The organism is Mycobacterium sp. E3251 (assembly GCF_001666835.1).
GTDB lineage: Bacteria > Actinomycetota > Actinomycetes > Mycobacteriales > Mycobacteriaceae > Mycobacterium.
Map to the genome: position 1 here is coordinate 35,260 of NZ_LZJF01000161.1, position 24,652 is coordinate 59,911.

Genomic DNA, 24,652 nt, shown 5'->3' on the forward strand with positions numbered 1-24,652 from the left:
CCGGCCATTATCGGCCGGTCGGATTTTTCAAACCGACCCCGGTGAGTCCTGCGGGCCGACGTAGAGTCGAGAACGTGATTACCGGTTTGGCCCACACCGGGGTGTGTGTTCCGGATTGCGAGGCCGCCGTGGCGTTCTACCGAGACGTGTTGGGCCTGCATGTGCTCTCGCCGCCGTACGTGATGACCGGTAATGCCATTCGCGACGACATGGGCGAGCTGGTGTCCGACCCCAGCATGAAGGCGGCGATCGTGGGGTTGCCGGGCGACGGCGATCGCGTGCTCGAGGTCATCGAATACCTCGGCGCCGACGGGCGCGTCGGCGACCGGGCCCTCACCGATCACGGGCTGTCCCACGTCGGGCTCATCTGTGCGGACCTCGACGCCACCCGGGCGGAGCTGGAGGGCAGGGGCGTGCGCTTCCTGACCGAGGGAACCGCGGAGGTCGCGCGGGTCCGCACCACGTGGTTCGTCGACCCCTGGGGTGTGGTGTTCATCCTGGTGGAGAAGAGCCGCCCGCAGCGACCGTACTTCGCCCAATGGGGGTGAAGCCGACCGTCGGGATCATCGGCGCGGGCGCCGGTGGCATCGCCATGGGCATCCAGCTGGCCCAGGGCGGCTACGAGTTCACCATCTTCGACCGGGCCGACGGATTCGGCGGAACCTGGCGCCACAACACCTTTCCGGGCGCGGCGTGTGACGTCCCGTCGCACCTGTACTCGTATTCCTTCGCGCCCAACCCGCGGTGGAGCAAGACGTACGCCAACCAGCCCGAGATCCTGGCGTATCTGGAAAAGGTTGCCATCGACCACGGGCTGGGCGCGCGCCTGCGGGCCAACACCGCGATTGCCGCCGTGCGCTGGTCGGACGCCCGGCGCCGCTGGACGCTGACCGACGGCGACGGCCGCGAGCACGAATTCGACGTGGTGGTCAGCGCCGTCGGGATGCTCGACGTGCCCCACATCCCGGACATCCCCGGGTCGCGGCGGTTCCGGGGCCGGCAATTCCATTCGGCCCGTTGGGATCACAGCAAGCCGACGGCCGGGGAGCGGGTGGCGTCCATCGGGACCGGCGCCAGCGCGATCCAGTACGTGCCCGCGATCGCGCGAAAGACCGCGCACCTGACCGTGTTTCAGCGGACACCGATCTGGATCGCTCCCCGATTCGACTTCCCGTTCACGCCCGAGCAGCAGGAGGAGTTCCAACGCCACCCCGAGACGGCGCGGAAGCTGCGCGACGAGGCCTTCGACGCCTACGAGTCGTCCAGCTTCGACGTCGCGGCCGACCAGACGCGGGAGGCCACCGAGCTGGCCCGCAGCTCGGGATCGGCGACCTTGCGCATGAGGTAGCTGCGGGCCAAGCTGATGCCGGACTATCCCGCCGGCTGCAAGCGGCCGCTGATGTCACGCGAGTGGTACCCCACGTTCGCGCTGCCCAACGTCTCCCTGGAGACCACCGCCATCGCCGAACTGACCGAGCGGGGGGTGCGCACCGCGGACGGTGTCGAGCACCGCGTGGACACCATCATCTACGGCACCGGGTTCAAGGCCGCCGACTATCTGGCGAGCATCGACGTGTACGGCGCCGGCGGTCGCCGCCTGGCCGACGACTGGAGCGACGGCGCCGAGGCGTACCTGGGCACCCTGGTGGCCGGCTATCCCAATTTCTTCACGCTGTACGGCCCCAACACGAACGGCGTCAACTCGATCATCTACATCCACGAGGCGCAGACGACCTTCGTCCGCCACATCCTCGACGCGATGACCGCCCGCAAAGCGCGCACCGTGGAGGTGACACCCGACGCGCAGCGCCGCTACAACGACGAGATCCAGGCCGCGATGGCGGGCAAGGTCTGGCTGGCGTGCAGCAACTACTTCCGCCATCCCAGCGGGAAAGTGGTCACCCAATTGCCGTACAGCGGGCGGACTTTCTTCGAGCGCACCCGCGAGCTGGTCGACGCCGACTACCGCTTCGCCCGGTGACCGATCGCGGGCCTGCGCCGCCGACCGCGGACCCTGGCGGACGCGGTCGGCAAGGGTTTGAGGCCGGGGCGCCTCGGGCGTTTGACCCGCTCCGCGGTCCTGACCGGGGCGCTGAATGCCGTCTCGACCTTCATCCGCAACCACGCCGCAGCCCGCTTCGACCTCACCTGCACGGCCACACCCTACGTCGCGCATAGGCGGCGCATCGCCGGCGAGCGCGGAAAGTTCGCTCACCATTAACCCGGGCGGGTCTACTGCACCCAGTAATTGTCGTGGCGGACGAACCACTCCCTACGCTCATCGTCGGTCATGTCGGCGAGCGCCCCGAAGCCCTCGAAGTAGGCCTCCCGCGGCGCGCCCGGCGCGAACAGCATCAGGATCGACGCCGGCTCGTCGGCCCCGTTGCGGAAGCCGTGGACGCCGCCGGGCGGGACGTAGAGGAAGTCGCCTTGCCGGCCGTCGGCCCACTGGGTGCCGTCGTAGAGCTTCATCGTCCCGGACAACACGAAGAAGGCCTCGGACATCGCCCGGTGAAAGTGCGGGCCGGGCCCGCCGCCGCCGGCGGGCAGGTCGACCCGGTAGAGCCCGTAGTCGCCGCCGGTGGCCTGTTGGTTGGCCAGGTAGTGGTACTTGACGCCGCCGGTTTCGTAGTCGGGCGGCGAGTCGGCCCGCTTGAGCCAGGCGCTGATCTCCGGCTCGTCCTTGGTGTATCGGGGCGGGGGATAGGGCGGCACGACGAGGGACATGCCTCCAGTGTGCGGCTATAACATCGCGGGCGTGGCCGACGAAAAAGTTCGGGTGGAACGGCTGCTCGACGCCCAGGAGAAGGCGACGCGATTGTTCGACGAGATCGAGCGGCGCGCCATGATTCGCCCCGGCGTCTCGGAAAAGCGGTTGTCCGACGAAATCAACCAGCTCGCCGCGGAAATGCTCGGGGTCACCCGGCACTGGCATCGGCGGATCGTGCGCGCCGGGGAGAACACCCTGCAGCCCTTCAGCGAGCGCCCGCCGGACCGGGTGGTCGACGACGACGACATCGTCTTCCTGGACCTCGGGCCGATATTCGCGGAGTGGGAGGCGGACTTCGGCCGCACCTTCGTGCTCGGCGACGACCCGCACAAGACCGCCGTCCGCGACGCGCTGCCCCGGGTGTGGCGGGCCGGCCGCGAGTACTTCGATGCGCGCCCGGACGTCACCGGCGCCGAGCTGTACGACTTCGTCGTCGGGCTGGCGCACGCCGAAGGCTTCGAGTTCGCCAGTGCCATCGCCGGCCACCTGGTCGGGGAGTTCCCACACAAGAAGATCGCCGGCCCCGGCGTCCAGTGGTACATCATGCCCGGATCGAACAAGCCGATGCGGCGCACGGACCCGGCCGGCCGCGCCTGCCATTGGATCCTGGAGATCCATCTGGCCGACCGGGCCCGCGGCTTCGGCGGCTTCTACGAGCAGCTGCTCGACCTCAGTCGAGGGGATACGTGACGCCGGTCAGCTCCTCCGAAACCGCCCACAACCGCCGCTGCAGGTCGGCGTCGTGCGACTTCGAGCTGGACGAGACCAGCTTGGGGTAGCCGCGCGTTTCGGCGAAGCCGTCGGGGCCGTAGTACTGGCCGCCCAGTACCCCGGGGTCGGTGGCGGCCCGCAGCGTCGGCAGCGCCCCCATCGCCGCGTCCTGCGCGATCACTGAGAAGAACACGTTGACGAGCGGCCGGAACACCATGGGCGTGTAGCGGCCCAGCTCGGTGTTCGACCCGCCGGGGTGCGCGGCAGCGGCGATCGTCGTGCCGTGGGAGGCGAGCCTGCGCTGCAGCTCGTAGGTGAACAACAGGTTGGCCAGCTTGGCCTGCCCGTAGGCCGCGACCCGGTTGTAGGAGCGTTCCCACTGCAGGTCGTCGAAGTGGATGTCGGCGAGGATGCGATGGCCCATGCTGCTCACCGTCACGACCCGCGATCCGGGGACCGGCAACAGCCGCTCGAGTACCAGGCCGGTGAGCGCAAAGTGGCCCAGGTGGTTGGTGCCGAACTGCATCTCGAAGCCGTCTCTGGTGGTTTCCTTCGGTGTGTACATGACGCCCGCGTTGTTGATCAGCAGGTCGATGCGGTCGTAGTCGGCCTTGAGCTGTTCGGCCGCGGCGCGGACGGACTCCAGCGACGTCAGGTCGAGCTCCTGGAGGACGACGTCGGCGTGCGGGCTGGCGGCGGTGATCCGCGCGGCGGCGTCCTTGCCCTTGTCGAGGTTGCGCACCGCGAGCACGACGCGCGCCCCGTGGTCGGCCAGCGCGGCGGCCGTCTCGTAACCGAGGCCGGTGTTGGCTCCCGTGATGACGGCGACCCGTCCGGCCTGGTCGGGAATGTCGGCGGCGGTCCATTTGGCCATGGTTTCCTCCTAGAACGGTTAGACTAAACGGGGCGAGCGCTCCGGTTGATTCGACTATACGGAACGTACGCCCCGCTTTGTCAACCGATGGGTGGTGAACACTTGGCCGAGCCCGCGAGGCCGTTGCGCGCCGACGCCGCGCGTAACCGCGCGCGCGTGCTGGACGTGGCCTACGAGACCTTCGCGGCCGAAGGCCTGTCCGTGCCCATCGACGACGTCGCGCGGCGCGCCGGGGTGGGGGCCGGCACCGTGTACCGGCACTTCCCGACGAAGGAAGCGCTCTTCACCGCTGTGATCGAGGACCGGATGCGCCGCCTCGTCGACGACGGGCACGCCCTGCTGGAGTCCGAGGGGCCCGGCGAGGCGCTCTTCGCCTTTCTGCGCTCGATGGTGCTGCAGTGGGGTGCCGCGGACCGCGGCCTGGTCGACGCCCTGGCCGGCTACGGGATCGACATCGCCTGCGCCGCGCCCGAGGCCGAAGACGCCTTCAAGGCCATGCTCGGCGAGCTGCTGCGGGCCGCGCAGAACGCGGGCACCGCGCGCGGCGACATCGATATAGGGGATCTCAAGGCGATCCTGGTCGGCTGCCAGGCGATGCAGGCCTACGACTCGGTGCTGGCCGAGCGGGCGACCGACGTCGTCATCGACGGTTTACGCCCGCCGCGATAGGGCCGAACTGTCCTTGCACTCGGCATAGGCGAGTGCTAAGAATGACGTTGGCACTCGCGACTGGCGAGTGCTAGGTCGGGACGGTGAGACCAGCAGACACCTGGGGTCGTCCGTCGCGGGCACTGCACCCGGCCAGCGTAAGTAATGGGGTGACCACGCGTGGTCACCCGGTGTCATTCCCGATCCGGAGGAATCACTTCGCAATGGCCAAGACAATTGCGTACGACGAAGAGGCCCGTCGCGGCCTCGAGCGCGGGCTCAACGCCCTCGCCGACGCGGTAAAGGTGACGTTGGGCCCCAAGGGTCGCAACGTCGTCCTGGAGAAGAAGTGGGGTGCCCCCACGATCACCAACGATGGTGTGTCCATCGCCAAGGAGATCGAGCTGGAGGACCCGTACGAGAAGATCGGCGCCGAGCTGGTCAAGGAAGTCGCCAAGAAGACCGACGACGTCGCCGGTGACGGCACGACGACGGCCACGGTGCTGGCCCAGGCGCTGGTGAAAGAGGGCCTGCGCAACGTCGCGGCCGGCGCCAACCCGCTGGGTCTCAAGCGCGGCATCGAGAAGGCCGTCGAGAAGGTCACCGAGACCCTGCTCAAGCAGGCCAAGGAGGTCGAGACCAAGGAGCAGATCGCCGCGACCGCCGCGATCTCCGCGGGCGACCAGTCGATCGGCGACCTGATCGCCGAGGCGATGGACAAGGTCGGCAACGAGGGTGTCATCACCGTCGAGGAGTCCAACACCTTCGGCCTGCAGCTCGAGCTCACCGAGGGCATGCGGTTCGACAAGGGCTACATCTCGGGCTACTTCGTCACCGACGCCGAGCGGCAGGAAGCGGTCCTCGAGGACCCCTACATCCTGCTGGTCAGCTCCAAGGTGTCGACGGTCAAGGACCTGCTCCCGCTGCTGGAGAAGGTCATCCAGGCCGGCAAGCCGCTGCTGATCATCGCCGAGGACGTCGAGGGTGAGGCGTTGAGCACCCTGGTCGTCAACAAGATCCGCGGCACCTTCAAGTCGGTGGCCGTCAAGGCCCCCGGCTTCGGTGACCGCCGCAAGGCGATGCTGCAGGACATGGCGATCCTCACCGGTGGTCAGGTGATCAGCGAGGAGGTCGGCCTGTCGCTGGAGAGCGCCGACGTCGCCCTGCTCGGTAAGGCCCGCAAGGTCGTCGTCACCAAGGACGAGACCACGATCGTCGAGGGCGCCGGTGACACCGACGCCATCGCCGGCCGCGTGGCCCAGATCCGCCAGGAGATCGAGAACAGCGACTCCGACTACGACCGCGAGAAGCTGCAGGAGCGCCTGGCCAAGCTGGCCGGCGGTGTTGCGGTGATCAAGGCCGGCGCCGCCACCGAGGTGGAGCTCAAGGAGCGCAAGCACCGCATCGAGGACGCGGTGCGCAACGCCAAGGCGGCCGTCGAGGAGGGCATCGTCGCCGGTGGTGGCGTGGCCCTGCTGCACGCGTCGCCGTCCCTGGACGAGCTGAAGCTCTCCGGTGACGAGGCGACCGGCGTGAACATCGTGCGCGTCGCGCTCGAGGCTCCGCTGAAGCAGATCGCCTTCAACTCCGGGCTGGAGCCCGGCGTTGTCGCCGAAAAGGTCCGCAACTCGCCCGCCGGGACCGGCCTGAACGCCGCCACCGGTGAGTACGAGGACCTGCTCAAGGCCGGCGTTGCCGACCCGGTCAAGGTCACCCGCTCGGCGCTGCAGAACGCGGCGTCCATTGCCGGGCTATTCCTGACCACCGAGGCCGTCGTCGCCGACAAGCCGGAGAAGGCGGCCGCTCCCGCGGGCGACCCGACCGGCGGCATGGGCGGTATGGACTTCTAAGTCCCGTTACGAAAAGGCCCGGCTCCCTTCGGGAGTCGGGCCTTTTCGTGTGGCCGCCGGCGGCTGCTCGACGCCGAATGTGAAGCTTTCCGTAGGGTGAACACCATGCCCCTTCCCGCCCCCTCGCCCACCAGCACCGCCGTCGTGACCGGCGCGTCGTCGGGCATCGGCGCCGACATCGCACGCGAGCTGGCCGGCCGGGGCCACGGCGTCACGCTCGTCGCCCGCCGCGAGGAGCGGCTGCGCGAGCTGGCCGAGGAACTGTCGGGCCGTGTCCGGGTCGAGGTGATCGCCTGCGACGTCGCAGACGCGACAGCCCGCGCCGGCCTCCTCGGCGAGGTGGAGCGCCGCGGGCTGACCGCCGACATCCTCGTCAACAACGCCGGCATCGGGACCATGGGGTCGGTGACGAAAACGTCCGTCGACGACGAGATCGCCCAGGTGCGCGTCAATGTCGAGGCTGTCATCGACCTGAGCACGCGCGCGGCCCAGCAGATGGTGCCCCGCCGGCAGGGGGCGATCCTCAACGTCGGATCCACCGCGGGATACCAGCCGTTTCCCGGGCAGATCGGCTACGCCGCCACGAAGGCGTTCGTCAACAACTACACCCAAGGCCTGCGCGCCGAACTCGCCGGCACCGGCGTCACGGTCGCGCTGTTGTGCCCGGGGCCGGTGCGCACCGAGTTCGTGAAGAACGCCCGTATGGACGAGCGGGACTTCGCGGACGCCTTCCCGAAGTTCATGTGGATGCCGTCGCGCGACGTGGCGCGCGCCGGGGTCGACGCGCTCGAGCACGACCGCGGAACGGTGATCCCCGGGCTGCCGAGCCAGATCACCACCCGGCTGTTCCAATTCATGCCGCGACGGGTGCTGCTGCCGCTGGTGAAGAACCAGCATCCAGCCCTGCGCAGAGATCGGGACTAGGGCCAGCGCCGCATCCAGCCCTCCACCGGCAGGGCCAGCGCGTTGCACAGCGTGCAAATCGTGCGATACCAGCCGACGGCCGTGAGCAATTCGATCCGCTGCTCGTCGTCAAGGAAGCGCCCCAGTGCAATCCATGTCGCCTCCGACCATGAACCGGTGCGCTCGAGTTCGTCCACCGCCCCGATCAGCGTCCGTTCGGCCGGGCTCCACCGCGGGTCGTTGCCGTCGCCGGTCACCAGCGCGTCGCACTCGTCGTCGCTGACCCCCGCGATCGGACCCCAGAACGCCGCCTGCCCGCCCCACTCGTACGCGCAGCCGACCAGCGCGCAGGTGCGCAGTATGGCGATCGTCCGCGTCCGGGCCGGCAAAAGCGCTGCGACATAAAGTGATTCGCCGAGTTTGCGCAGCCGGCTGGCCAGCGCGGGGTGGCGCTGCAGGCAGCGCACCAGAAGCAGCGGCTCATAGGTGCGGTCCGGATGCCCCCAGCTGTTGATCCCAGCGGCATCTTCTTCGCTCCACGGCGGGGCGAGCGGTGCGACGCGGCTCACGGATGAGACTGTACGGCGCTAGGCCGGCAGCGAGAACACCACGCAGTCGTGCAGGCAGCCCTTGGCCGCGCCGGGGGAGTCGGGCTCGGCCTCCCGGTGCAACAGCGCGCGGGTGGGCGCCACGGCCAGGCGTACCGCGTCCCCCGCATCCGTCACCTCGGCCGTGCCGTCGACGATCAGCGAATAGCCGCCCGGCTGGGTCGGGGGCCACAGCAGGGTGACGTCGCGGCGCTGCGCGAGATTCTGCCGGGTGCGGCCCCCGATGAGGCCGACGTCGACGATCGCCTCGCGCAGCCGTGGCTCGACGGTCACGGTGTGCACGCGGTAGTCGTCGTCGACGGTCACCAGGTACGCGTACGGGTAGTCGGGGAGGGCGGCGGCGAGCCGCTCGATGTCCACCTTCTTCTTCGTGCGCATGGTTCTCAGGATAGGCGCGGGCCGCGGCCGTCAGAGCGTGCGCGGAACCCGCGCCGCGGGCAGGCCGAACGTGAGCTGTCCGCTGCTGCTGAAGTGGAAGCCGAGGTTCTGCAGCACCTGCTGCCAGGGCGCCAGCTTCTCCACGGCCGCCGACGCGTCGGCGTGGTAGCCGTACATCGCTTCCACGTCCGACGCCCACATCTGGTCGTAAGCGGCCTCGATGTCGGCGATCGCGGGGGTGTTCTGGCCCAGCCAGTTCGTGGCCGACAACGCTTGCGCCAGAGCGCGGTTGGCCGCGACCACCGCGGGCTGCACGGTGGCGGCCAGCGCCCCCTCGAACGCGTGCGCGACGGCCGACGCCTGGCTGGACACCGCCTCGGCCTGGGCCGCGGCCGCGCTGAGCCAGCTCACGTAGTGCGTGGCGAGGGCCATCATCGCCGCCGACGACGGACCCTGCCAGGAGCCGTTGGCCAAATTTGACGTGACCGAAGAAAATGACGATGCTGAGGAAGCCAGGTCCTCGGCCAGGCCGTCCCAAGCTTCCGCGGCAGCAAGCAGCGGCCCGGCTCCGGGACCCGCGAAGATTCGTGCCGAGTTGACTTCGGGCGGCAACCACGCAAAATGCGGGCTCGTCACCGGCTCAACTTACCCGGGATTTGGCGATTTTGGTGGCGTTATTGCGCGGGTACCGGGCGAGGTTGCCGGCCGCGCACCAACTTGCCTGGGCGGGCTTCGGTGGGCACACCGTTCTCCGCGATCACTTGGCCGGCCACGATCGTGGCGACGTACCCGTCGGCGGTCTGATCCAGCCGCCTCCCCCCGGCCGGCAGGTCGTAACTGATCACCGGTTTGTGCAGCCGCAACGCCGCGTGATCGATGACGTTGAGGTCGGCTTTGTACCCGACCGCGACGCGGCCCCGGTCGCCCAGCCCGGCGATGCGGGCCGGCACCGAGGTGAGTTCGCGGACGGCCTCCGGCACCGTGAACCGCCCCGACTTCCGGTCGCGGGCCCAGTGCGCCAGGAAGTACGTCGAGTAACTGGCGTCGCAGATCATCCCGTAGTGCGCGCCGCCATCGCCGAGCCCCAGCACCACGTCGTCGCGGTGCAGCAGCTCCCCGACGGTGTCCAGCGAATTGCCCTGCAGGTTGCTGGTGGCCACCAAGAGCATGGCCCGGCCGTCGTCGTCGAGCAGCCGGTCGTAGGCCTCCTCCATCGGGTCGACGCCCTTGGCCCGGGCCCGGGCACCGATGCTGGTCGACGGGTCCGGCTCGTAGTCCGGGGTGTCGCCCAGCGGGAAGATCCAGTCCCACATCTGCGCCACGTACAGGATCGGGTGACCGACGCCGGGCTTGTCGGACAGGATGCGCGCCCGCACCTCCGGCTTGCGCATCTCGGCGACCCGCTCGGCCAGCGGCAGGTGCGCGATCTCTCGGTAGCTGGGGTAGAGCACGAAAGGGTTGGCGGACAGCTGGAGTCCGATGATCAGCCCGATCGGGCGCGGGAGCAGCTGGGCGGTGATGTCACCGCCCGCGGCGTTGGCCTTCTCGATCATCGTGATGGCGTCCGGCCACGTGGGGTCGCCGGCGTTGGCGACGACGAGCGTGAACGTCAGCGGCAGGCCGACATCCTCGGCGACGTCGAACACTGTCTGCAGCACGGGCTCGTAACCGCCGGCCGGAATGTCCGGCACGAACTGCAGCAGGCCGCCGCCGCCGTCGACGACACCGCGGGCGATCTCTTCGATCTCCTCCCGGGCGGCGTCGTAGCTCGGGATGGGCGAACCACTTTCGGTCTTGTGGATGGTCAGCCGGGACGACGCGAAGCCCAGCGCGCCGGCCTCGACGGCCTCCTTGGCGAGCGCCCGCATCTTGGCGAGGTCCTCGGCGGTGGCCGGCTCGCGGTCGGCGCCGCGCTGACCCATCACGTAGACGCGCAGAGGGGAGTGCGGCAGATACGCCGCAACGTCGATGTCCCGCCTGCCCGCGTCCAGGGCGTCCATGTATTCGGGGAACGTCTCCCACGTCCAGGGCAGGCCGTCGGTCATGACGACACCGGGAATGTCCTCGACGCCGGCCATCACGTCGACGAGCACGTCGTGGTCTTCCTGGCGGCACGGGGCGAAGCCGACCCCGCAGTTGCCCATCACCACCGTGGTCACCCCGTGTGCCGACGACGGCGTCAGGCGTTCCGACCAGATGGCCTGGCCGTCGTAGTGGGTGTGCAGGTCGACGAAGCCCGGGGTGACCAGCAGCCCGGTGGCGTCGATCTCCCGTTCGGCCCCTTCGCCGTTCACGTGACCGACGGCCGTGATGACGCCGTCGCGCACCGCGACGTCGCCGACATACGGCTCGCCGCCCAGCCCGTCGACGATGGTGCCGTTGCGAATGATCAGGTCGTACGTCATCCAAACAATCTACGACCGTGCCGGTGGCTCGTGCCAGGATCTAGTGTCGCTGGTATGGCCAACACCTCCAGCCCCGATGCCGCCGTCCAGGAACTGCTTCGCGACGCCTTCACCCGGTTGATCGAACACGTCGACGAGATCGCCGACGGATTGACCGACGACGTCGCCACCTACCAGGCGACCCCCGACGCCAACAGCATCGCCTGGTTGCTCTGGCACAGCGCGCGGGTGCAGGACATCCAACTGGCCGACGTCGCGGGCGTCGAGCAGGTGTGGCTGCGCGACGGCTGGGTGGACCGGTTCGGGCTGGACCTGCCGCGCAACGACACCGGCTACGGGCACAAGCCCGAGCAGGTCGCGAAGGTCAAGGCGCCCGCGGATCTGCTGGCCGGCTACTACCACGCGGTGCACAAGCTCACGCTCGAATACATCGCCGGCGTGACCGCCGCCGAGCTGGAGCGGGTGGTCGACACCAACTGGGACCCGCCGGTGACCGCCAGCGCCCGGTTGGTGAGCATCATCGACGACTGCGCCCAGCACCTCGGGCAGGCTGCCTACGTTCGCGGAATCGCGCCCTAAGGGTTCTCCGGCGTGCGAATCGTGGCCGCCGTCTTCCGGGCGGTGCTGTGGCTGGCCACCACCGTCGCGCTGGCCGTGGCCATCCCGGCGTCGTGGCTGCAGCTGAACATCGTCAGCGAGGGCGGCTACGCCGCGCTGGCCCAGCGGGCCGCCGGCGACCCCGCGCTGCAGTCCGCCGCCGCGGACGAGCTATCCGACCGCGCGATGGCGCTCATCGCGGAGCGCAACGGCGGACGGCGGCCGGTCGAGGGCGCGGAAGTGCACCTGGCCGCCGTCGCGTTCACGGCCGGGCCCGCCTTTCCGGCGCTGTTCGCCCAGGCGAACCGGGCGGCGCACCGCTGGTTGTTCACCGCCGACGGCGCCGGCGAGTCGTGGGCGATCGACGTGGCGCCGATGCTCAGGGACGCCTCGATGCAGCGGATCCTGAGCCGTCACAACGTGAAAGCGCCTGCGACGCTGACGGTTCCGTTGACGGCGTCGGTGCCGCGATCGCTGCGGCAGGGCCGGCTCAGCCCGCTTGCCACGTGGGGCCCGTGGGTGAGCATCGGCGCGGTCGCCCTCAGCGTCGTGTGCGCCGTGCTGACGGTGGCCACCGCGCGCCGCCGCGGGAAGGCGCTCACCGGCCTCGGGGTCTCCGCGTTGCTGGTCGGCGCCGCCGGCTGGGCGGGCATCGAGATCGCCCGCCGCTATGTCAACGACGCGCTCAACCGGACCACCGGCGACATCCGCCGCGTCGCGGAGGTGATGGTCGGCCACGCCGAGGCGGGCCTGCATCAATGGCTCAACCTGACGCTGCTCGCCGGCGCCGCGCTGGTGATCGGCGGTGTCGTCGTCGCGATGCTGGGCAGCCTGCGGAAGAAGCCGGCGGGCTAGCCGAAGGTGAACGAAAAGACTTGCAGCCCAGGGCTGACCCGCATGTCGAGCTGGTCGCCGCGCGCCGTCTCGTCGGTGACGATCGGGTGCAGCGTGGGTGGCCCGCCGATCGCCGTCGTGGTGGTCCTGCCGTCGCGGGTCACCGTGAGTGTGCCGGTGCCGCCGACGACGACATAGACGTCCTTGGCCGTGTAGTTCAGCCGGATGGCGGCGTCATCGCTGTCGGCGGTGGCGCCCTGGTCGTCCAGCTTCCATCGGCCGCCCAGCGCGAACGTGTCGCCCGCCAACTGCGGCGGATAGCTGAACTCGCCCGACTTGTAATCGCCTTTGCCGCCGTAGTTTCGGGCCCGGTCGACCCCTAGATACGTCTCGGGGGTGAGCCGGGTCTGCGGTGTGGTGTCCGCGGAGTGCGCCGGCGCGGGCAGCCGGGTGTCGGGGTGGGCGTCGACGAGCAGGTCCCGGATCAGCTTCTCGGTGCCCTCGTAATCACCCTCGCCGAACTTCGTGTGCCGGACGGTTCCGGTCGCGTCGATCAGGTATTCCGCGGGCCAGTACAGGTTTTGGTAGTTGTTCCAGGTGGTGTAGTCGTTGTCCAGCGCGACGGGGTAGGTGATGTGCAGCGCGGCGGCGCCGCTGGAGACGTTGGCGGGGACCCGCTCGAAGGCGTACTCGGGGGTGTGCACCCCGACGACGACGAGCCCGGCGTCGTGATACCGGTTGTACCAATCGGTTACGTGCGCGATGGCCCGTTGGCAGTTGATGCACGAGTAGGCCCAGAAGTCGATCAGCACCACCTTGCCGCGCACCGCCGCCTCGTCGAGCGGTTTGCCGTCCGGGGTGTTGAGCCACCCCGTGATCCCGCCGACGGCGGGCGCCGGGCCGCACTGCTGCAACTGGGTGGCGCCGTCCATGCAATCGGTCAACGCGCCGTCGACTCTGACCCCGGCCGGGCTCAGCCGCAAGCCGCTGGACCCTGGCGCCGGCGTGGCCGCGGCGGGGTTGAGCGTGCGCTGGAGGTCGTCGGCGCCGATCTTGTTCTGCATCGCCGTCGTGTAGTCGGGGATCGCGCGCTGCAGCATCGCGGGCAGGTTGAAGACCAGTGCCACGGCCAGCACCACCATCATGATCCCGCCGGCCACCTGGATCGCGCGCTGCCGGCGGCGGAACGCGGCGACGCGTTCGGCGACGCGCCGCCCGGCCAGCGCGAACGCCAGCAGCGGCAGCGCATTGCCCAGTGCGAACGTCCCGGTCAAGACCAGCGCGCCGGCTCCGATCGACTGCGTGCCGCCGGCGACCACGATCGCCGCGAGCACCGGGCCCGCGCACGGCACATACAGCGCGCCCAGCGTCAATCCGAGCCCGAAACCGTCTGCGTTGGCGCCGATTTGCCGCTGCGGCAGGTACCCGAACGGCCGCTCGATCAGGTGTTGCAGCGGCGGGAAGATCAGCCCGAGTCCGATCAGCACCAGCACCACCAGCGCCGCCCACCGGATCGCGTCCTGCGGCAGGTGCAGCGCCGTCAGCAACCCGGAGCCGACCAGCGTGGCCAGCGAGAAGCTGCACACCAGGCCGGCGATCACCAGGTAGGGCCGCGCGGCGGCACTGATCGCCCGGGTGCCGCCCGCGCCCGACAGCAGGAGCACCGGAAGCACCGGCAGGATGCACGGCGAGATCCCGGTGATGAGTCCGCCGAGGAAGCCGATGAGCGCGATGGTGTGCATACCTATATACACCTTTCCGCACCCGGGACGGTTCATGTGGCCGAGAACAAATCACGCTACGTGCGTTATACAAATCACATAATGTGCGTTACGCTCCACCGGTGGCGCAGTTAACTTTCCAGCGCGCCCGCACCGAGGAGAAAAAGCGCCAACGTGCGGAGGCACTCGTGGAGGCCGCACGCTCACTGGCGCTCGAGACCGGCGTCGCGTCGGTCACCCTGACCGCCGTCGCCAGCCGGGCCGGCATTCACTACTCCGCCGTCCGTCGCTACTTCACCTCACATAAGGAAGTCCTGCTGCACCTGTCCGCCGAGGGCTGGGTGCGCTGGTCGAACACGGTGTCGGAGAAGCTGGCCGAGCCCGGCCCGAAGTCGCCGTCGGAAATCGCCGAGACGCTGGCCAACGCCCTGGCCGAGGACCCGCTGTTCTGCGACCTGCTGGCCAACCTGCACCTGCACCTCGAACATGAGGTGGACGCCGAGCGGGTGGTCGAGGTCAAGCGGATCAGCACCGCGGCCACGCTCTCGCTCGCAGACTCCATCGAGACGGCGCTGCCCGAGCTCGGGCGGTCGGGGTCGCTCGACATCCTGCTGGCCGCGTACTCGCTGGCCGCGACGCTATGGCAGGTCGCCAACCCGCCCGAGCGGCTGACCGACGCGTATGCCGAGGAGCCCGAAGTGATTCCGCCCGAGTGGAACCTGGACTTCACCTTCGCCCTCACTCGCTTGCTGACCGCCACGTGCGTGGGGCTCATCTCGGGATCGCAATGAACGAAGAGAGGAGGCCGGGGGGCTGTGGCTTGGCGAACTGCGACCGGTGAACGGGAAGGACTTGGAGCGCCCATGACGACGACTGAGCCAAGGACCGAGCCGCTGCAGAAGCAGGGCTCCGGCGCCGGCGAGGGCAAAAAGGGCGCTCCGCAGCCTTCCGGGAAAAAGGGGCTGCTGGCGCGTTTCTGGTTGGTGCTCACGATCGCAGCCGTCGTCGCGGTGTCGGGATTCGTCGTATACCGATTGCACGGCGTCTTCGGAGTTCACAAGGGTTCGTTCGGTGGCGGCACGTCGGGCGAGGTCCTCGACGAGTTCAACGCCAAGACGATCACGCTCCAGGTCTGGGGCTCACCGGGCAGCACGGCAACCATCAACTACCTCGACGAAAACTCCCATCCGCAGCAGGCCCTCAACGTGTCCTTGCCCTGGAGCAAAGTATTGAGTTCAACGAAGCCCGGCATCCCGGCAAACCTGATTGCACAAGGCGACGGCAGTTGGATCGCCTGCCAATTCGTCGTGAACAACCACGACGGGCACGGTGACGTGATCAAGGCTCCGAATCGCTCGGATGCCAACGAAACCGTGAACCCCTTCGTCTACTGCCTGGACAAGTCCGCATGAGCGAGCCAGGCGGGGCTCCGCCGCGCGTCGACCAGCCGCTGATCCCGCCGTTCCTGCCGCGGATGATCCACCGGCTCGCCCTGCCGATCGTCCTGATCTGGTTGGGCATCGTGTTCCTCACCAACACCGTGGCCCCGCAGCTGGAGGTCGTCGCCAAAACCCACTCGGTGTCGATGAGTCCCACTGCCGCGGCGTCCTTTCAGTCGATGATGAAGGTCGGATCGACGTTCAAAGAGTTCAACTCCGACAACTCGGCCATGATCTTGCTGGAGGGCGACAAGCCACTCGGCGCCGAAGCGCACCGTTACTACGACGAGATCGTCAGGCGCGTCGAGCAAGACAAGACGCACGTTCAGCACGTGCAGGATTTCTGGAGTGATCCGCTGACGGCGGCGGGTTCCCAGAGCCACGACCAAAAGGCCGCGTACGTCCAGGTCTACCTCGCCGGGAACATGGGCGGCGGGCTGGCGAACGAGTCTGCCCTGGCCGTCCGCAAGATCGTGGACTCGGTGCCCGCACCGCCGGGAATCAAGGCGTATGTCACCGGCGCGGGTCCGCTGTTCGCCGATCAGTCCCATGCGGGCGAGAAGGGCGTCATGCTCGTCACCCTTGTCACTTTTTTGGTGATCGTGGTGATGCTGCTGTTCGTCTACCGCTCGATCGTCACCATGCTGATCATGCTGGCGATGGTCTTCATCGAGTTGGCGGCGGCCCGTGGTGTCGTCGCGACGCTCGGAAACTACGGGATCATGGGGCTCTCGACGTTCGCCAACAACATGCTGGTGCTGATGGCGATCGCCGCCGGAACGGACTACGCGATCTTCGTGGTCGGGCGCTACCACGAGGCGCGCGGTCTGGGCGAGACCCGTGAGCAAGCGTTCTACACGATGTTCCACAGCACCGCGCACGTCGTGCTTGGGTCGGGCCTGACGATCGCCGGCGCGATGTACTGCCTGAGCTTCTGCCGGCTGCCGTACTTCGAGTCGCTGGGGGTGCCCTGTGCGGTGGGCATGCTGGTCGCGGTGTTGGCGGCTTTGACGCTGGCTCCGGCGGTTTTGACGGTGGCTTCGTTCTTCAAGCTCATGGATCCGAAGCGCACGCTGCAGACCCGGGGCTGGCGTCGCATCGGCACCGCGGTCGTCCGCTGGCCCGCACCGGTTTTCGCGGTGACCATCGGGGTCGCACTGGTTGGTCTGCTCGCCCTGCCGGGCTACAAGACGGACTACGACAACCGCCACTTCCTGCCGGCGGACACCCCGGCCAATGTCGGGTATGCCGCCGCGGACCGGCATTTCGACCAGGCGCGGCTCAATCCCGAGTTGTTGATGATCGAAACCGATCACGACTTGCGCAACCCCGCCGACTTCCTGGTCCTGGACAAGGTCGCCAAGGCGGTCTTCCACATCCCCGGCATTGGCCGCGTGCAGACCATTACCCGGCCGTTGGGCACGCCGCTCGACCACAGCACCCTCGGTTTCCAGATGGGCGCACAAGCAGCGGGGCGGATCCAGACCCAGCACTATCAGGAAGAGCAGGCGAACAACCTGCTCAAGCAGGCCGACGAACTGCGCAAGACCATGGCCACCCTGCATGAACAGATGCAGGTCACCCAGGACCTCAGCAACACGACGCACGAAACCACCAGGCTCACCAAGGAAACCGTGCGGATCACCGAGGCGTTGCGCGATGACATCGCCAACTTCGACGACTTCTTCCGGCCGATCCGCAGCTTCTTCTACTGGGAGAGGCACTGCTACGACATTCCGGCCTGCTGGGCGCTACGGTCGGTCTTCAACGCGCTCGACGGCATCGACCAGGTGGCTCAGAACATCGTTGAACTGAGTGCGAATCTGGACAAGTTGGATCAGATCCAGCCGAAGCTGGTGGCGCTGATACCGCCGCAGATCGAAAGTCAGCAGCGCAACCTCGACACCATCATGTCGAACTACGCGACCACGATGGGTCTCAACGAACAGGCGAAAGCGCAGTCCGACAACGCCACCGCCCAGGGCGATGCCTTCGACAAAGCAAAGAATGACGACACGTTCTACCTCCCGCCGGAGGCGTTCAAGAGCCCGGATTTCGCACGGGGTCTGAAGAACTTCATTTCGCCGGACGGGCACGCGGTCCGGTTGATCATCTCCCATGAAGGCGACCCGGCGAGCCCCGAAGGCATCAGCCACATCGAACCGATCAAGCAGGCCGTGCACGAGGCGATCAAGGGCACGCCCTGGGAGGGCTCCAAGGTTTACCTCGGCGGTACCGCCGCGACGTACAAGGACATGCACGACGGCTCTAACATCGACCTGCTGATCGCCGGAATTGCTGCAGCCACACTGATTTTCATCATCATGCTGGTGATCACCCGAAGCGCCGTGGCGGCCTTCGTGATCGTCGGTACGGTGTTGCTGTCACTGGGCGCCTCGTTCGGGCTCTCCGTGCTCCTTTGGCAGTACATCCTGGGCATCAAGTTGCACTGGATGGTGCTGGCGATGGCGATCATCCTGCTGCTGGCGGTCGGCTCGGACTACAACCTGCTGCTGATATCGCGGTTCAAGGAGGAAATCCACGCCGGGCTCAAAACCGGGACGATCCGCGCGATGGCCGGTTCGGGCTCGGTGGTGACCTCCGCCGGCCTGGTGTTCGCCGCGACCATGGCCACGTTCATGTTCAGCCCGCTGCTGGTGATGGCCCAGGTGGGTACGACGATCGCGCTGGGTTTGTTGTTCGACACCTTGATCGTGCGGTCGTTCATGACTCCGTCGCTGGCAACCCTGCTCGGGCGCTGGTTCTGGTGGCCGCAGCACGTGCGTCCACGGCCGGCCAGCACCATGCTGCGACCGTACGGACCGCGTCCCGCTGTGCGCGATCTGCTCCTCAGGAACGTCGAGGAGCACCCGCCGGGCGGGTTGGTCCAGCCGCGCTGATCCGACGAGGCGGCGCCGCGAGGCCGCCGCCGGGGCGACCAACACAGACTGGTTCCCGGCGGCGTCACCGCATTACTGAGCCCTAGCGCGGAATTACTGGACCCTGCCGCGGACGGGTCCCGGCCATCCAGGCGGACCAGTCGGCTCGGCCCAGTCCCAGACCGCCATGTCGCCGGGCGGGTATTGGTTGCACACGTCGGTGGCCTTGGCCACGACGCCCTTGTTGTTGAAGAAGAGCTTCATGTGGTTCGGCCACGCGTACCACAGCGGGTCGTTGTTGAAGAAGTTCTCCGAATACGTCCGGCGGTCCTCCGGCGACAGCGAGTAGAACCAATGCACCTTGTCGATCGTCGCCTGCTGGACGTTCGGGTGGTTGTCGAAGTCGATCATGTAGCGCTGGTAGTACACCGGGCTGGTGTCGCGGGTGGCCGCCATGATCTGCTCGGCGTCGCAGGTGGTGTTGATCATCCTGCGCGGAATCGGGAAGTCCTCCGTGGAGTCGGCCACGGCGGTTTTCGGGAACGCCGTCGCGGCGATACCCAGGGCGAGGACAGCGGCGCCTGCACGCAGGCCAGAAGTCAGCCGGGACATAGTTGATAACGGTAACACTTTTTGGGCGCCGGGGAACAGGTTCCTAGCCCATCTCAGCATTGGTCCCGATCAGGCACGATGACGTGCGTGGGGTCGGGCCGCAGCTCCGGCGGGGCCTGGCTGTAGTCCCCGAAGGGACCGTCTCGGCGCTCGACCGCCGCCCGAACGCCCTCGGTTTCGGCTGTCTTGACGAACTCCAGGGCGTCGGGGGTGTTGCGCATCAAGCCGTCGAGGATGCCGCCGAGCGTCTGCGTGGACGCCAACCCCATGTTCTCGTAGGCCTGGTTGACGATCAGCTTCTGCGCCTGCAGCTGCGACAGTGGAATCCGGGCCAGCTCGGCGGCTACCTCGGCGACCCGGGCCTCGAGCCGCTCGAACGGCACCGCCTCGTTGATCAGCTCGACCTCGGCCGCCTGCACGCCGGTCAGCGGCCGCCCGGTCAGCGAGTGCCACTTGGCCTTGGCGAAGCTGAGCCGGTAGAGCCACATCCCGCTCAGGTATGCGCCCCACATCCTGCTGTACGGGGTGCCGATCACCGCGTCGTTGCTGGCGATCACCAGGTCCGCGCACAGCGCGTAATCGCTTGCGCCGCCCACGCACCAGCCGTGCACCTGGGCGATGACCGGCTTGGATGCCCGCCAGATGGCCATGAACTTCTGCGTCGGCCCCGTCTCGCGGGAGGTGACCATCGCGAAGTCCTTGCCGGGATCCCACTTGCCGTCGGTCATCATCGACTCGCCCCAGTGCTGAAAGCCGCCGCCGAAGTCGTAGCCGCCGGAGAACGCCCGGCCCGCGCCGCGCAGCACGATGACCTTGACGGCCGGGTCGCGCTCCGCCAGCCCGACCGCCGCCTCGATCTCGTCGGGCATGGGCGGCACGATCGTGTTGAGCTGCTCCGGGCGGTTCAGCGTGATGGTGGCCACCGGGGCGGCCGTCGTATAGAGGAGCGTCTCGAAGTCGGGTGCGGTCATAGCATCCTTTAGGGATCGGGCCGACGGTTTTCCGGCGACGACGCGTAGATGCGGTCGCCGATCTTGAGATACGGCGTAGTCAGGTAGGCCGACAAGACGACGACGCCGGAAAAGATCACCGCCACGCAGACGGCGTTGGGCCAGACCCTGCCCGTGCCGATCGCGAAGCAGACGATGCCGATGATCGCGGTCGTCCAGTAGAACCGCCTGCCGGCGCGGCGATGACGGATGAATCGGTAGCGTGCCTGCGCCGCCGAGACCAGGACGAAGATCAACCCCGTCGCCAGCAGGGTGAGTTCGATGCGTTGGGTCGCTGACACGCCGACGATCTTATGACCTGGCGAGCATCCGCCACAGGAAGGAATAGGTCAGTGCCGACTTGAAGGCGACCTGCTGGTTGTCGGCCGCGCCGGCGTGGCCGCCCTCGATGTTCTCGTAGTAGTAGACCCGGTGGCCCGCGGCCTCCAGCGCCGCCGTCATCTTGCGGGCATGGCCCGGATGGACCCGATCGTCGCGGGTCGACGTGGTCATCAGCACCGGCGGATAGTGGCGCGTGGCGGAAATGTTCTGGTAGGGCGAATATTCGGAGATGAACGCCCAGTCGTCCGGGTTGTCCGGGTCGCCGTACTCGGCCATCCACGAGGCGCCTGCGAGCAGCAGGTGGTAGCGCTTCATGTCCAGCAGCGGCACGCTGCAGACCAGCGCGCCGAATCTCTCCGGGTACTGGGTCAGCATGATGCCCATCAGCAGGCCGCCGTTGCTGCCACCCTGCGCGCCGAGCTGGTCCACGGTGGTAATGCCCCGATTCACCAAATCCGTTGCCACCGCGGCGAAATCCTCGGCCACCTTGTGCCGGTTCTCGCGCATGGCCTGGGTGTGCCAGCCGGGCCCGTACTCGCCGCCGCCGCGGATGTTGGCGAGCACGTAGGTGCCGCCGCGGGCCAGCCACAGCCGGCCGAGCACGCCGCTGTAGGCGGGGGTGTTGGCGGATTCGAAGCCGCCGTAGCCGTACAGCATGGCCGGCCCCGGGCCCCGCGCATCGGCGGGCCGCACCACGAAGTACGGGATCGGCGTCCCGTCCTGCGACGCCACGAAATGCTGGGAGACGGCGAGGTTGCCGGCGTCGAAGAAGGCCGGCGCGGACTTGATCTGGTCGAGCGGGCCTGCGCCGGTGCCGCGCATGAGCCGCGACGGGTTGACGAATCCGCTGGAGTCCAGGAAGAACTCGTCGCCGGTGTCGTCGGCCGCGACGACGACGGTGTGGGTCGCCTCGGGGATGCCGGCTAACGGTTGACGTTCCCACGTTCCGGGCGTGACGATCTCCACCCGGCTGGCCACGTCGGCGAGGGTGACCATCAACAGGCGGTCGCGCGTCCACGCGTAGTGGTTCAGGGCGGTGTGCTCGTCTGGCTCGAACACCACGCTCAATTCGGCCGTGCCCGACAAGAACTCGTCGTAGTTCGCCGCCAGCAAAGAACCGGCGGGATAGCTCTGCGCGCCGTAGAACCAATCGGTGCGCAGCTCGATCAGGAGCCACTCCCGGTGTATCGACAAGCTCGCGTCGGTGGGCGCGTCGATGCGGATCAGCTCTGGGTTTTCTGAAAGGCCCCGCAGTTCGTAGACCTCTTCGTTCCAGAAGTCGAGGGCCCGCCCCAGCAGGGTGCGCTCGAAGCCGGGGGTGCGGTCCACCGAGGCGGACACGCGGACGTCGGTGCGGGCGCCCTCGAACACGGTTTCCGCGTCGGTCAGTGGGGTGCCCCGCCGCCATCGCTTGATCACCCGCGGGTAGCCCGAATCGGTGAGCGAGTCGGCGCCGAAGTCCGTGCCCACCAGCACGGTGTCGGTATCCACCCAGGCAAGTTGCGACTTGGCCTCCGGCAGCGCGAATCCGTCGACGACGAATTCGCGTGTCCCCATGTCGAATTCGCGCACGATGGACGCGTCCGAGCCGCCCCTGGACAGCGCGACCAGGGCGCGCGTGTACTCCGGTTCGATGACACCGGCGCCGGCCCACACCCACTTCTCGTCGTCGGTCCGGCCCAACTCGTCGACATCGATCAGCACGTCCCACTCGGGGGCATCGGTCCGATAGCTCTCGAGCGTGGTGCGCCGCCACAGTCCGCGCGGGTTGTCGGCGTCGCGCCAGAAGTTGTAGAGGTACTCGCCGCGGCGGACCACGTACGGGATGCGGGCGTCGGTGTCGAGCACCTCGAGCGCCTCGGTGCGCATTCGCTCGAACTCCGCGTCGCGGAAGGTCGCCAACGTCGGTTCGTTGCGCGCCCGCACCCAATCCAGCGCCTCGTCGCCGGTGACCTCCTCGAGCCACAGGTAGGGGTCACGGTCGTCGTCGGGGGCCGCGGGGGCTTGCGATGTCATGACCGCCATTGTGGCCTCCGGCGGTAGTGTGAGGTGTATTACACAGGCGAGCGAGGAGCCGAGCAGATGACTGTTTTCGCACGTCCAGGTTCCGCTGGGGCGTTGATGTCGTATGAAGCCCGCTACGACAACTTCATTGGGGGCGAATGGGTCCGGCCGGCGCAGGGCCGCTATTTCGAGAACCCGACACCGGTGACCGGCCAGCCGTTCTGCGAGGTGGCCCGGTCGGACGAGGCCGATGTCGAGAAGGCGCTCGACGCCGCTCACGGGGCGGCGGGGGCGTGGGGCAAGACCCCACCGGCCGAACGGGCGGCGATCCTCAACAAGATCGCCGACCGGATCGAGGCGAACAAGGCCGCCCTGGCGGTGGCAGAAGTGTGGGACAACGGGAAACCGATCCGCGAGGCGCTGGGCGCCGACATCACGCTGGCGGTCGACCATTTCCGCTACTTCGCCGGGGCGATCCGCGCGCAGGAGGGCTCGCTTTCCCAGATCGACGAGGACACCGTCGCCTACCACTTCCACGAGCCGCTCGGCGTGGTCGGGCAGATCATTCCGTGGAACTTCCCGATCCTGATGGCCACCTGGAAGCTGGCGCCCGCGCTGGCGGCCGGCAACGCGGTGGTGCTCAAACCCGCCGAGCAGACGCCGGTCTCGGTGCTCTACCTGATGTCGCTGATCGGTGACCTGCTGCCGGCGGGCGTGGTCAACGTCGTCAACGGGTTCGGCGCCGAGGCGGGCAAGCCGCTGGCGTCGAGCAACCGGATCGCCAAGATCGCGTTCACCGGGGAGACCACCACCGGGCGGCTGATCATGCAGTACGCGTCGCAGAACCTGATCCCGGTCACCCTCGAGCTCGGCGGCAAGAGCCCCAACATCTTCTTCTCCGACGTGATGGCCAAGGGTGACGATTTCCAGGACAAGGCGCTGGAGGGCTTCACCATGTTCGCCCTGAACCAGGGCGAGGTGTGCACCTGCCCGTCGCGCAGCCTGGTCCAGTCCGACATCTACGACGAGTTCCTGGAGCTGGCCGCCATCCGGACCAAGGCGGTACGGCAGGGTGATCCGCTGGACACCGAGACGATGCTGGGTTCACAGGCATCCAACGACCAGCTGGAAAAGGTGTTGTCCTACATCGAGATCGGCAAGGACGAGGGCGCCAAGGTCATCACCGGCGGGGAGCGCGCCGAGCTGGGCGGCGACCTGTCCGGCGGCTACTACATGCAGCCGACGATCTTCGCCGGCAACAACAAGATGCGGATCTTCCAGGAGGAGATCTTCGGCCCGGTGGTGGCGGTGACGTCGTTCTCCGACTACGACGACGCGATCTCGATCGCCAACGACACCCTCTACGGTCTGGGTGCGGGGGTGTGGAGCCGCGACGGCAACACCGCCTACCGGGCCGGGCGGGACATCCAGGCCGGCCGGGTGTGGGTCAACTGCTACCACGTGTATCCCGCCCACGCCGCGTTCGGCGGCTACAAGCAATCGGGCATCGGCCGGGAGAACCACAAGATGATGCTCGACCACTACCAGCAGACCAAGAACCTGATGGTGTCCTACTCGGACAAGGCGCAGGGTTTCTTCTGATGGTTCCGGGTGTCGTCATCACCGCGGACGCCGCCGAACTGCTGGAGCGACTGCAGGACCGGCACGGCCCGGTGATGTTCCACCAGTCCGGCGGCTGCTGCGACGGGTCGTCGCCGATGTGCTACCCACTCGGTGACTTCCTCGTCGGCGACCGCGACGTGTTGCTCGGGGTGCTCGACGTCGGAACAGACGGGGTGCCGGTGTGGATCTCTGGCCCGCAGTATCAAACCTGGAAGCACACCCAGCTGGTCATCGACGTGGTCCCGGGCCGGGGCGGCGGGTTCAGCCTGGAGGCGCCCGAAGGGGTGCGGTTCCTGTCCCGCGGCCGCGTCTTCACCGACGACGAACAGGCCGCGCTGCGGGACGCCCGGGTCATCACCGGCGCCGACTACGAACGTGGCGAACGCCCTTGCGCGCGCGGTCAGGTGGTGACTGACGCGGCTCTGCGAACGTGCCCTCCGGGTCGGTGACCGCAGTAATGTCGAA

Annotated in this window: 24 protein-coding genes and 1 pseudogene; 14 read left to right on the top strand and 11 right to left on the bottom strand. The window is 68.1% G+C overall.

Annotation, left to right across the window (positions count from 1 at the left end):
- Nucleotides 1-74 precede the first annotated feature (74 nt).
- The 3 genes from A5697_RS19745 to A5697_RS28480 are packed head-to-tail and all read left to right on the top strand — an operon-like array spanning nt 75 to nt 1,981.
- Nucleotides 75-548, top strand: a complete 474-nt coding sequence (locus A5697_RS19745) for a VOC family protein (protein WP_068011760.1) — start codon at nt 75-77, stop codon at nt 546-548.
- Nucleotides 539-1,348 carry an NAD(P)/FAD-dependent oxidoreductase gene (locus A5697_RS28475; RefSeq protein ID WP_231972118.1) on the top strand — a complete coding sequence of 270 codons (810 nt, stop codon included), beginning with the start codon at nt 539-541 and terminating at the stop codon, nt 1,346-1,348. The genes A5697_RS19745 and A5697_RS28475 overlap by 10 nt, the downstream gene beginning before the upstream one ends.
- A gap of 15 nt (nt 1,349-1,363) precedes the next feature.
- Nucleotides 1,364-1,981 carry a hypothetical protein gene (locus A5697_RS28480; protein WP_231972119.1) on the top strand — a complete coding sequence of 206 codons (618 nt, stop codon included), beginning with the start codon at nt 1,364-1,366 and terminating at the stop codon, nt 1,979-1,981.
- A gap of 251 nt (nt 1,982-2,232) precedes the next feature.
- Here the strand turns inward: A5697_RS28480 and A5697_RS19755 are convergent, their stop codons facing one another.
- On the bottom strand, nt 2,233-2,727 hold the full coding sequence (locus A5697_RS19755; protein WP_067949174.1) for a cupin domain-containing protein: 495 nt from the start codon (nt 2,725-2,727) through the stop codon (nt 2,233-2,235).
- Here A5697_RS19755 and A5697_RS19760 point away from each other — a divergent pair.
- Nucleotides 2,726-3,460 carry a M24 family metallopeptidase gene (locus A5697_RS19760; protein ID WP_068011761.1) on the top strand — a complete coding sequence of 245 codons (735 nt, stop codon included), beginning with the start codon at nt 2,726-2,728 and terminating at the stop codon, nt 3,458-3,460. The two genes, A5697_RS19755 and A5697_RS19760, sit on opposite strands and share 2 nt — an antisense overlap.
- Here the strand turns inward: A5697_RS19760 and A5697_RS19765 are convergent.
- Nucleotides 3,441-4,355 carry an SDR family NAD(P)-dependent oxidoreductase gene (locus A5697_RS19765; RefSeq protein WP_068011762.1) on the bottom strand — a complete coding sequence of 305 codons (915 nt, stop codon included), beginning with the start codon at nt 4,353-4,355 and terminating at the stop codon, nt 3,441-3,443. The two genes, A5697_RS19760 and A5697_RS19765, sit on opposite strands and share 20 nt — an antisense overlap.
- A gap of 87 nt (nt 4,356-4,442) precedes the next feature.
- Here A5697_RS19765 and A5697_RS19770 point away from each other — a divergent pair, with 87 nt between their 5' ends.
- The 3 genes from A5697_RS19770 to A5697_RS19780 all read left to right on the top strand — a co-directional run bounded on the left by A5697_RS19770 (nt 4,443) and on the right by A5697_RS19780 (nt 7,777).
- On the top strand, nt 4,443-5,024 hold the full coding sequence (locus A5697_RS19770; RefSeq protein ID WP_067949168.1) for a TetR/AcrR family transcriptional regulator: 582 nt from the start codon (nt 4,443-4,445) through the stop codon (nt 5,022-5,024).
- Between the two features lie 203 nt (nt 5,025-5,227).
- A complete protein-coding gene (groL, locus tag A5697_RS19775; protein WP_067949166.1) occupies nt 5,228-6,853 on the top strand; it encodes a chaperonin GroEL in 1,626 nt (541 codons plus the stop codon).
- Nucleotides 6,854-6,958: 105 nt separating this feature from the next.
- Complete coding sequence (locus tag A5697_RS19780) at nt 6,959-7,777, top strand: SDR family oxidoreductase (protein WP_068011811.1); 819 nt, start codon at nt 6,959-6,961, stop codon at nt 7,775-7,777.
- On the opposite strand, the gene A5697_RS19785 is transcribed toward A5697_RS19780, so the two are convergent.
- From A5697_RS19785 to A5697_RS19800, 4 genes and pseudogenes are all read right to left on the bottom strand, one after another.
- Nucleotides 7,774-8,325 (bottom strand): carboxymuconolactone decarboxylase family protein, encoded by a 552-nt coding sequence (locus tag A5697_RS19785; protein ID WP_068011763.1) that lies wholly within the window; start codon nt 8,323-8,325, stop codon nt 7,774-7,776. The genes A5697_RS19780 and A5697_RS19785 overlap by 4 nt on opposite strands.
- A gap of 18 nt (nt 8,326-8,343) precedes the next feature.
- Entirely contained in the window at nt 8,344-8,742 is a 399-nt protein-coding gene (locus A5697_RS19790) for a hypothetical protein (RefSeq protein ID WP_067949161.1), read from the bottom strand.
- Nucleotides 8,743-8,805: 63 nt separating this feature from the next.
- Nucleotides 8,806-9,378 (bottom strand): annotated as a pseudogene (locus A5697_RS19795) (PPE family protein); the annotation flags it as partial.
- A gap of 38 nt (nt 9,379-9,416) precedes the next feature.
- A complete protein-coding gene (locus A5697_RS19800; protein ID WP_067949159.1) occupies nt 9,417-11,147 on the bottom strand; it encodes an amidohydrolase family protein in 1,731 nt (576 codons plus the stop codon).
- A 54-nt stretch (nt 11,148-11,201) separates the two neighbouring features.
- Here A5697_RS19800 and A5697_RS19805 point away from each other — a divergent pair, with 54 nt between their 5' ends.
- Complete coding sequence (locus tag A5697_RS19805; protein ID WP_067949157.1) at nt 11,202-11,726, top strand: mycothiol transferase; 525 nt, start codon at nt 11,202-11,204, stop codon at nt 11,724-11,726.
- Between the two features lie 12 nt (nt 11,727-11,738).
- Nucleotides 11,739-12,599, top strand: a complete 861-nt coding sequence (locus tag A5697_RS19810) for a hypothetical protein (protein ID WP_068011764.1) — start codon at nt 11,739-11,741, stop codon at nt 12,597-12,599.
- On the opposite strand, the gene A5697_RS19815 is transcribed toward A5697_RS19810, so the two are convergent.
- Nucleotides 12,596-14,320 carry a cytochrome c biogenesis protein DipZ gene (locus tag A5697_RS19815; protein ID WP_067949153.1) on the bottom strand — a complete coding sequence of 575 codons (1,725 nt, stop codon included), beginning with the start codon at nt 14,318-14,320 and terminating at the stop codon, nt 12,596-12,598. The genes A5697_RS19810 and A5697_RS19815 overlap by 4 nt on opposite strands.
- An 83-nt stretch (nt 14,321-14,403) precedes the next feature.
- On the opposite strand from A5697_RS19815, the gene A5697_RS19820 reads away from it, so the two are divergent.
- The 3 genes from A5697_RS19820 (at nt 14,404) to A5697_RS19830 (ending at nt 18,638) form a co-directional block, all read left to right on the top strand.
- Complete coding sequence (locus A5697_RS19820) at nt 14,404-15,090, top strand: TetR family transcriptional regulator (protein WP_156673377.1); 687 nt, start codon at nt 14,404-14,406, stop codon at nt 15,088-15,090.
- Nucleotides 15,091-15,162: 72 nt separating this feature from the next.
- Nucleotides 15,163-15,711, top strand: a complete 549-nt coding sequence (locus A5697_RS19825; protein WP_067949149.1) for an MmpS family transport accessory protein — start codon at nt 15,163-15,165, stop codon at nt 15,709-15,711.
- Nucleotides 15,708-18,638, top strand: a complete 2,931-nt coding sequence (locus A5697_RS19830; RefSeq protein WP_067949147.1) for an RND family transporter — start codon at nt 15,708-15,710, stop codon at nt 18,636-18,638. Before A5697_RS19825 ends, A5697_RS19830 begins: the two co-directional genes overlap by 4 nt.
- 93 nt (nt 18,639-18,731) lie before the next feature.
- On the opposite strand, the gene A5697_RS19835 is transcribed toward A5697_RS19830, so the two are convergent.
- Genes A5697_RS19835 through A5697_RS19850 form a run of 4 tightly spaced genes read right to left on the bottom strand, consistent with a single transcriptional unit; the run spans nt 18,732 to nt 22,576 of the window.
- Nucleotides 18,732-19,229, bottom strand: coding sequence for a DUF5078 domain-containing protein (locus A5697_RS19835; RefSeq protein WP_067949144.1), 498 nt, complete (start codon nt 19,227-19,229; stop codon nt 18,732-18,734).
- Between the two features lie 53 nt (nt 19,230-19,282).
- Nucleotides 19,283-20,200: a crotonase/enoyl-CoA hydratase family protein gene (locus A5697_RS19840; protein ID WP_068011765.1), complete on the bottom strand. Its 918-nt coding sequence runs from the start codon at nt 20,198-20,200 to the stop codon at nt 19,283-19,285.
- A gap of 8 nt (nt 20,201-20,208) precedes the next feature.
- Complete coding sequence (locus A5697_RS19845; RefSeq protein ID WP_067949140.1) at nt 20,209-20,520, bottom strand: hypothetical protein; 312 nt, start codon at nt 20,518-20,520, stop codon at nt 20,209-20,211.
- 10 nt (nt 20,521-20,530) lie between these two features.
- Nucleotides 20,531-22,576: a prolyl oligopeptidase family protein gene (locus tag A5697_RS19850; RefSeq protein WP_068011812.1), complete on the bottom strand. Its 2,046-nt coding sequence runs from the start codon at nt 22,574-22,576 to the stop codon at nt 20,531-20,533.
- Between the two features lie 66 nt (nt 22,577-22,642).
- On the opposite strand from A5697_RS19850, the gene A5697_RS19855 reads away from it, so the two are divergent.
- Together A5697_RS19855 and A5697_RS19860 are read left to right on the top strand one after the other, a co-directional pair.
- Nucleotides 22,643-24,166, top strand: a complete 1,524-nt coding sequence (locus tag A5697_RS19855) for an aldehyde dehydrogenase family protein (protein ID WP_067949223.1) — start codon at nt 22,643-22,645, stop codon at nt 24,164-24,166.
- Nucleotides 24,166-24,636 carry a DUF779 domain-containing protein gene (locus A5697_RS19860; RefSeq protein WP_068011766.1) on the top strand — a complete coding sequence of 157 codons (471 nt, stop codon included), beginning with the start codon at nt 24,166-24,168 and terminating at the stop codon, nt 24,634-24,636. The genes A5697_RS19855 and A5697_RS19860 overlap by 1 nt, the downstream gene beginning before the upstream one ends.
- The last annotated feature ends 16 nt before the right edge of the window (nt 24,637-24,652 follow it).

Bases quoted from the DNA above. Each gene is read 5' to 3' on its own strand.
- A5697_RS19755 (WP_067949174.1), bottom strand. From the start codon at position 2,727: ATGTCCCTCGTCGTGCCGCCCTATCCCCCGCCCCGATACACCAAGGAC.
- A5697_RS19860 (WP_068011766.1), top strand. From the start codon at position 24,166: ATGGTTCCGGGTGTCGTCATCACCGCGGACGCCGCCGAACTGCTGGAG.
- A5697_RS19770 (WP_067949168.1), top strand. From the start codon at position 4,443: ATGGGTGGTGAACACTTGGCCGAGCCCGCGAGGCCGTTGCGCGCCGAC.
- A5697_RS19840 (WP_068011765.1), bottom strand. From the start codon at position 20,200: ATGACCGCACCCGACTTCGAGACGCTCCTCTATACGACGGCCGCCCCG.
- A5697_RS28475 (WP_231972118.1), top strand. From the start codon at position 539: ATGGGGGTGAAGCCGACCGTCGGGATCATCGGCGCGGGCGCCGGTGGC.
- A5697_RS19780 (WP_068011811.1), top strand. From the start codon at position 6,959: ATGCCCCTTCCCGCCCCCTCGCCCACCAGCACCGCCGTCGTGACCGGC.
- A5697_RS19805 (WP_067949157.1), top strand. From the start codon at position 11,202: ATGGCCAACACCTCCAGCCCCGATGCCGCCGTCCAGGAACTGCTTCGC.
- A5697_RS28480 (WP_231972119.1), top strand. From the start codon at position 1,364: ATGCCGGACTATCCCGCCGGCTGCAAGCGGCCGCTGATGTCACGCGAG.
- A5697_RS19835 (WP_067949144.1), bottom strand. From the start codon at position 19,229: ATGTCCCGGCTGACTTCTGGCCTGCGTGCAGGCGCCGCTGTCCTCGCC.
- A5697_RS19825 (WP_067949149.1), top strand. From the start codon at position 15,163: ATGACGACGACTGAGCCAAGGACCGAGCCGCTGCAGAAGCAGGGCTCC.
- A5697_RS19850 (WP_068011812.1), bottom strand. From the start codon at position 22,576: ATGACATCGCAAGCCCCCGCGGCCCCCGACGACGACCGTGACCCCTAC.
- A5697_RS19815 (WP_067949153.1), bottom strand. From the start codon at position 14,320: ATGCACACCATCGCGCTCATCGGCTTCCTCGGCGGACTCATCACCGGG.
- A5697_RS19790 (WP_067949161.1), bottom strand. From the start codon at position 8,742: ATGCGCACGAAGAAGAAGGTGGACATCGAGCGGCTCGCCGCCGCCCTC.
- groL (WP_067949166.1), top strand. From the start codon at position 5,228: ATGGCCAAGACAATTGCGTACGACGAAGAGGCCCGTCGCGGCCTCGAG.
- A5697_RS19800 (WP_067949159.1), bottom strand. From the start codon at position 11,147: ATGACGTACGACCTGATCATTCGCAACGGCACCATCGTCGACGGGCTG.
- A5697_RS19765 (WP_068011762.1), bottom strand. From the start codon at position 4,355: ATGGCCAAATGGACCGCCGCCGACATTCCCGACCAGGCCGGACGGGTC.
- A5697_RS19855 (WP_067949223.1), top strand. From the start codon at position 22,643: ATGACTGTTTTCGCACGTCCAGGTTCCGCTGGGGCGTTGATGTCGTAT.
- A5697_RS19830 (WP_067949147.1), top strand. From the start codon at position 15,708: ATGAGCGAGCCAGGCGGGGCTCCGCCGCGCGTCGACCAGCCGCTGATC.
- A5697_RS19760 (WP_068011761.1), top strand. From the start codon at position 2,726: ATGCCTCCAGTGTGCGGCTATAACATCGCGGGCGTGGCCGACGAAAAA.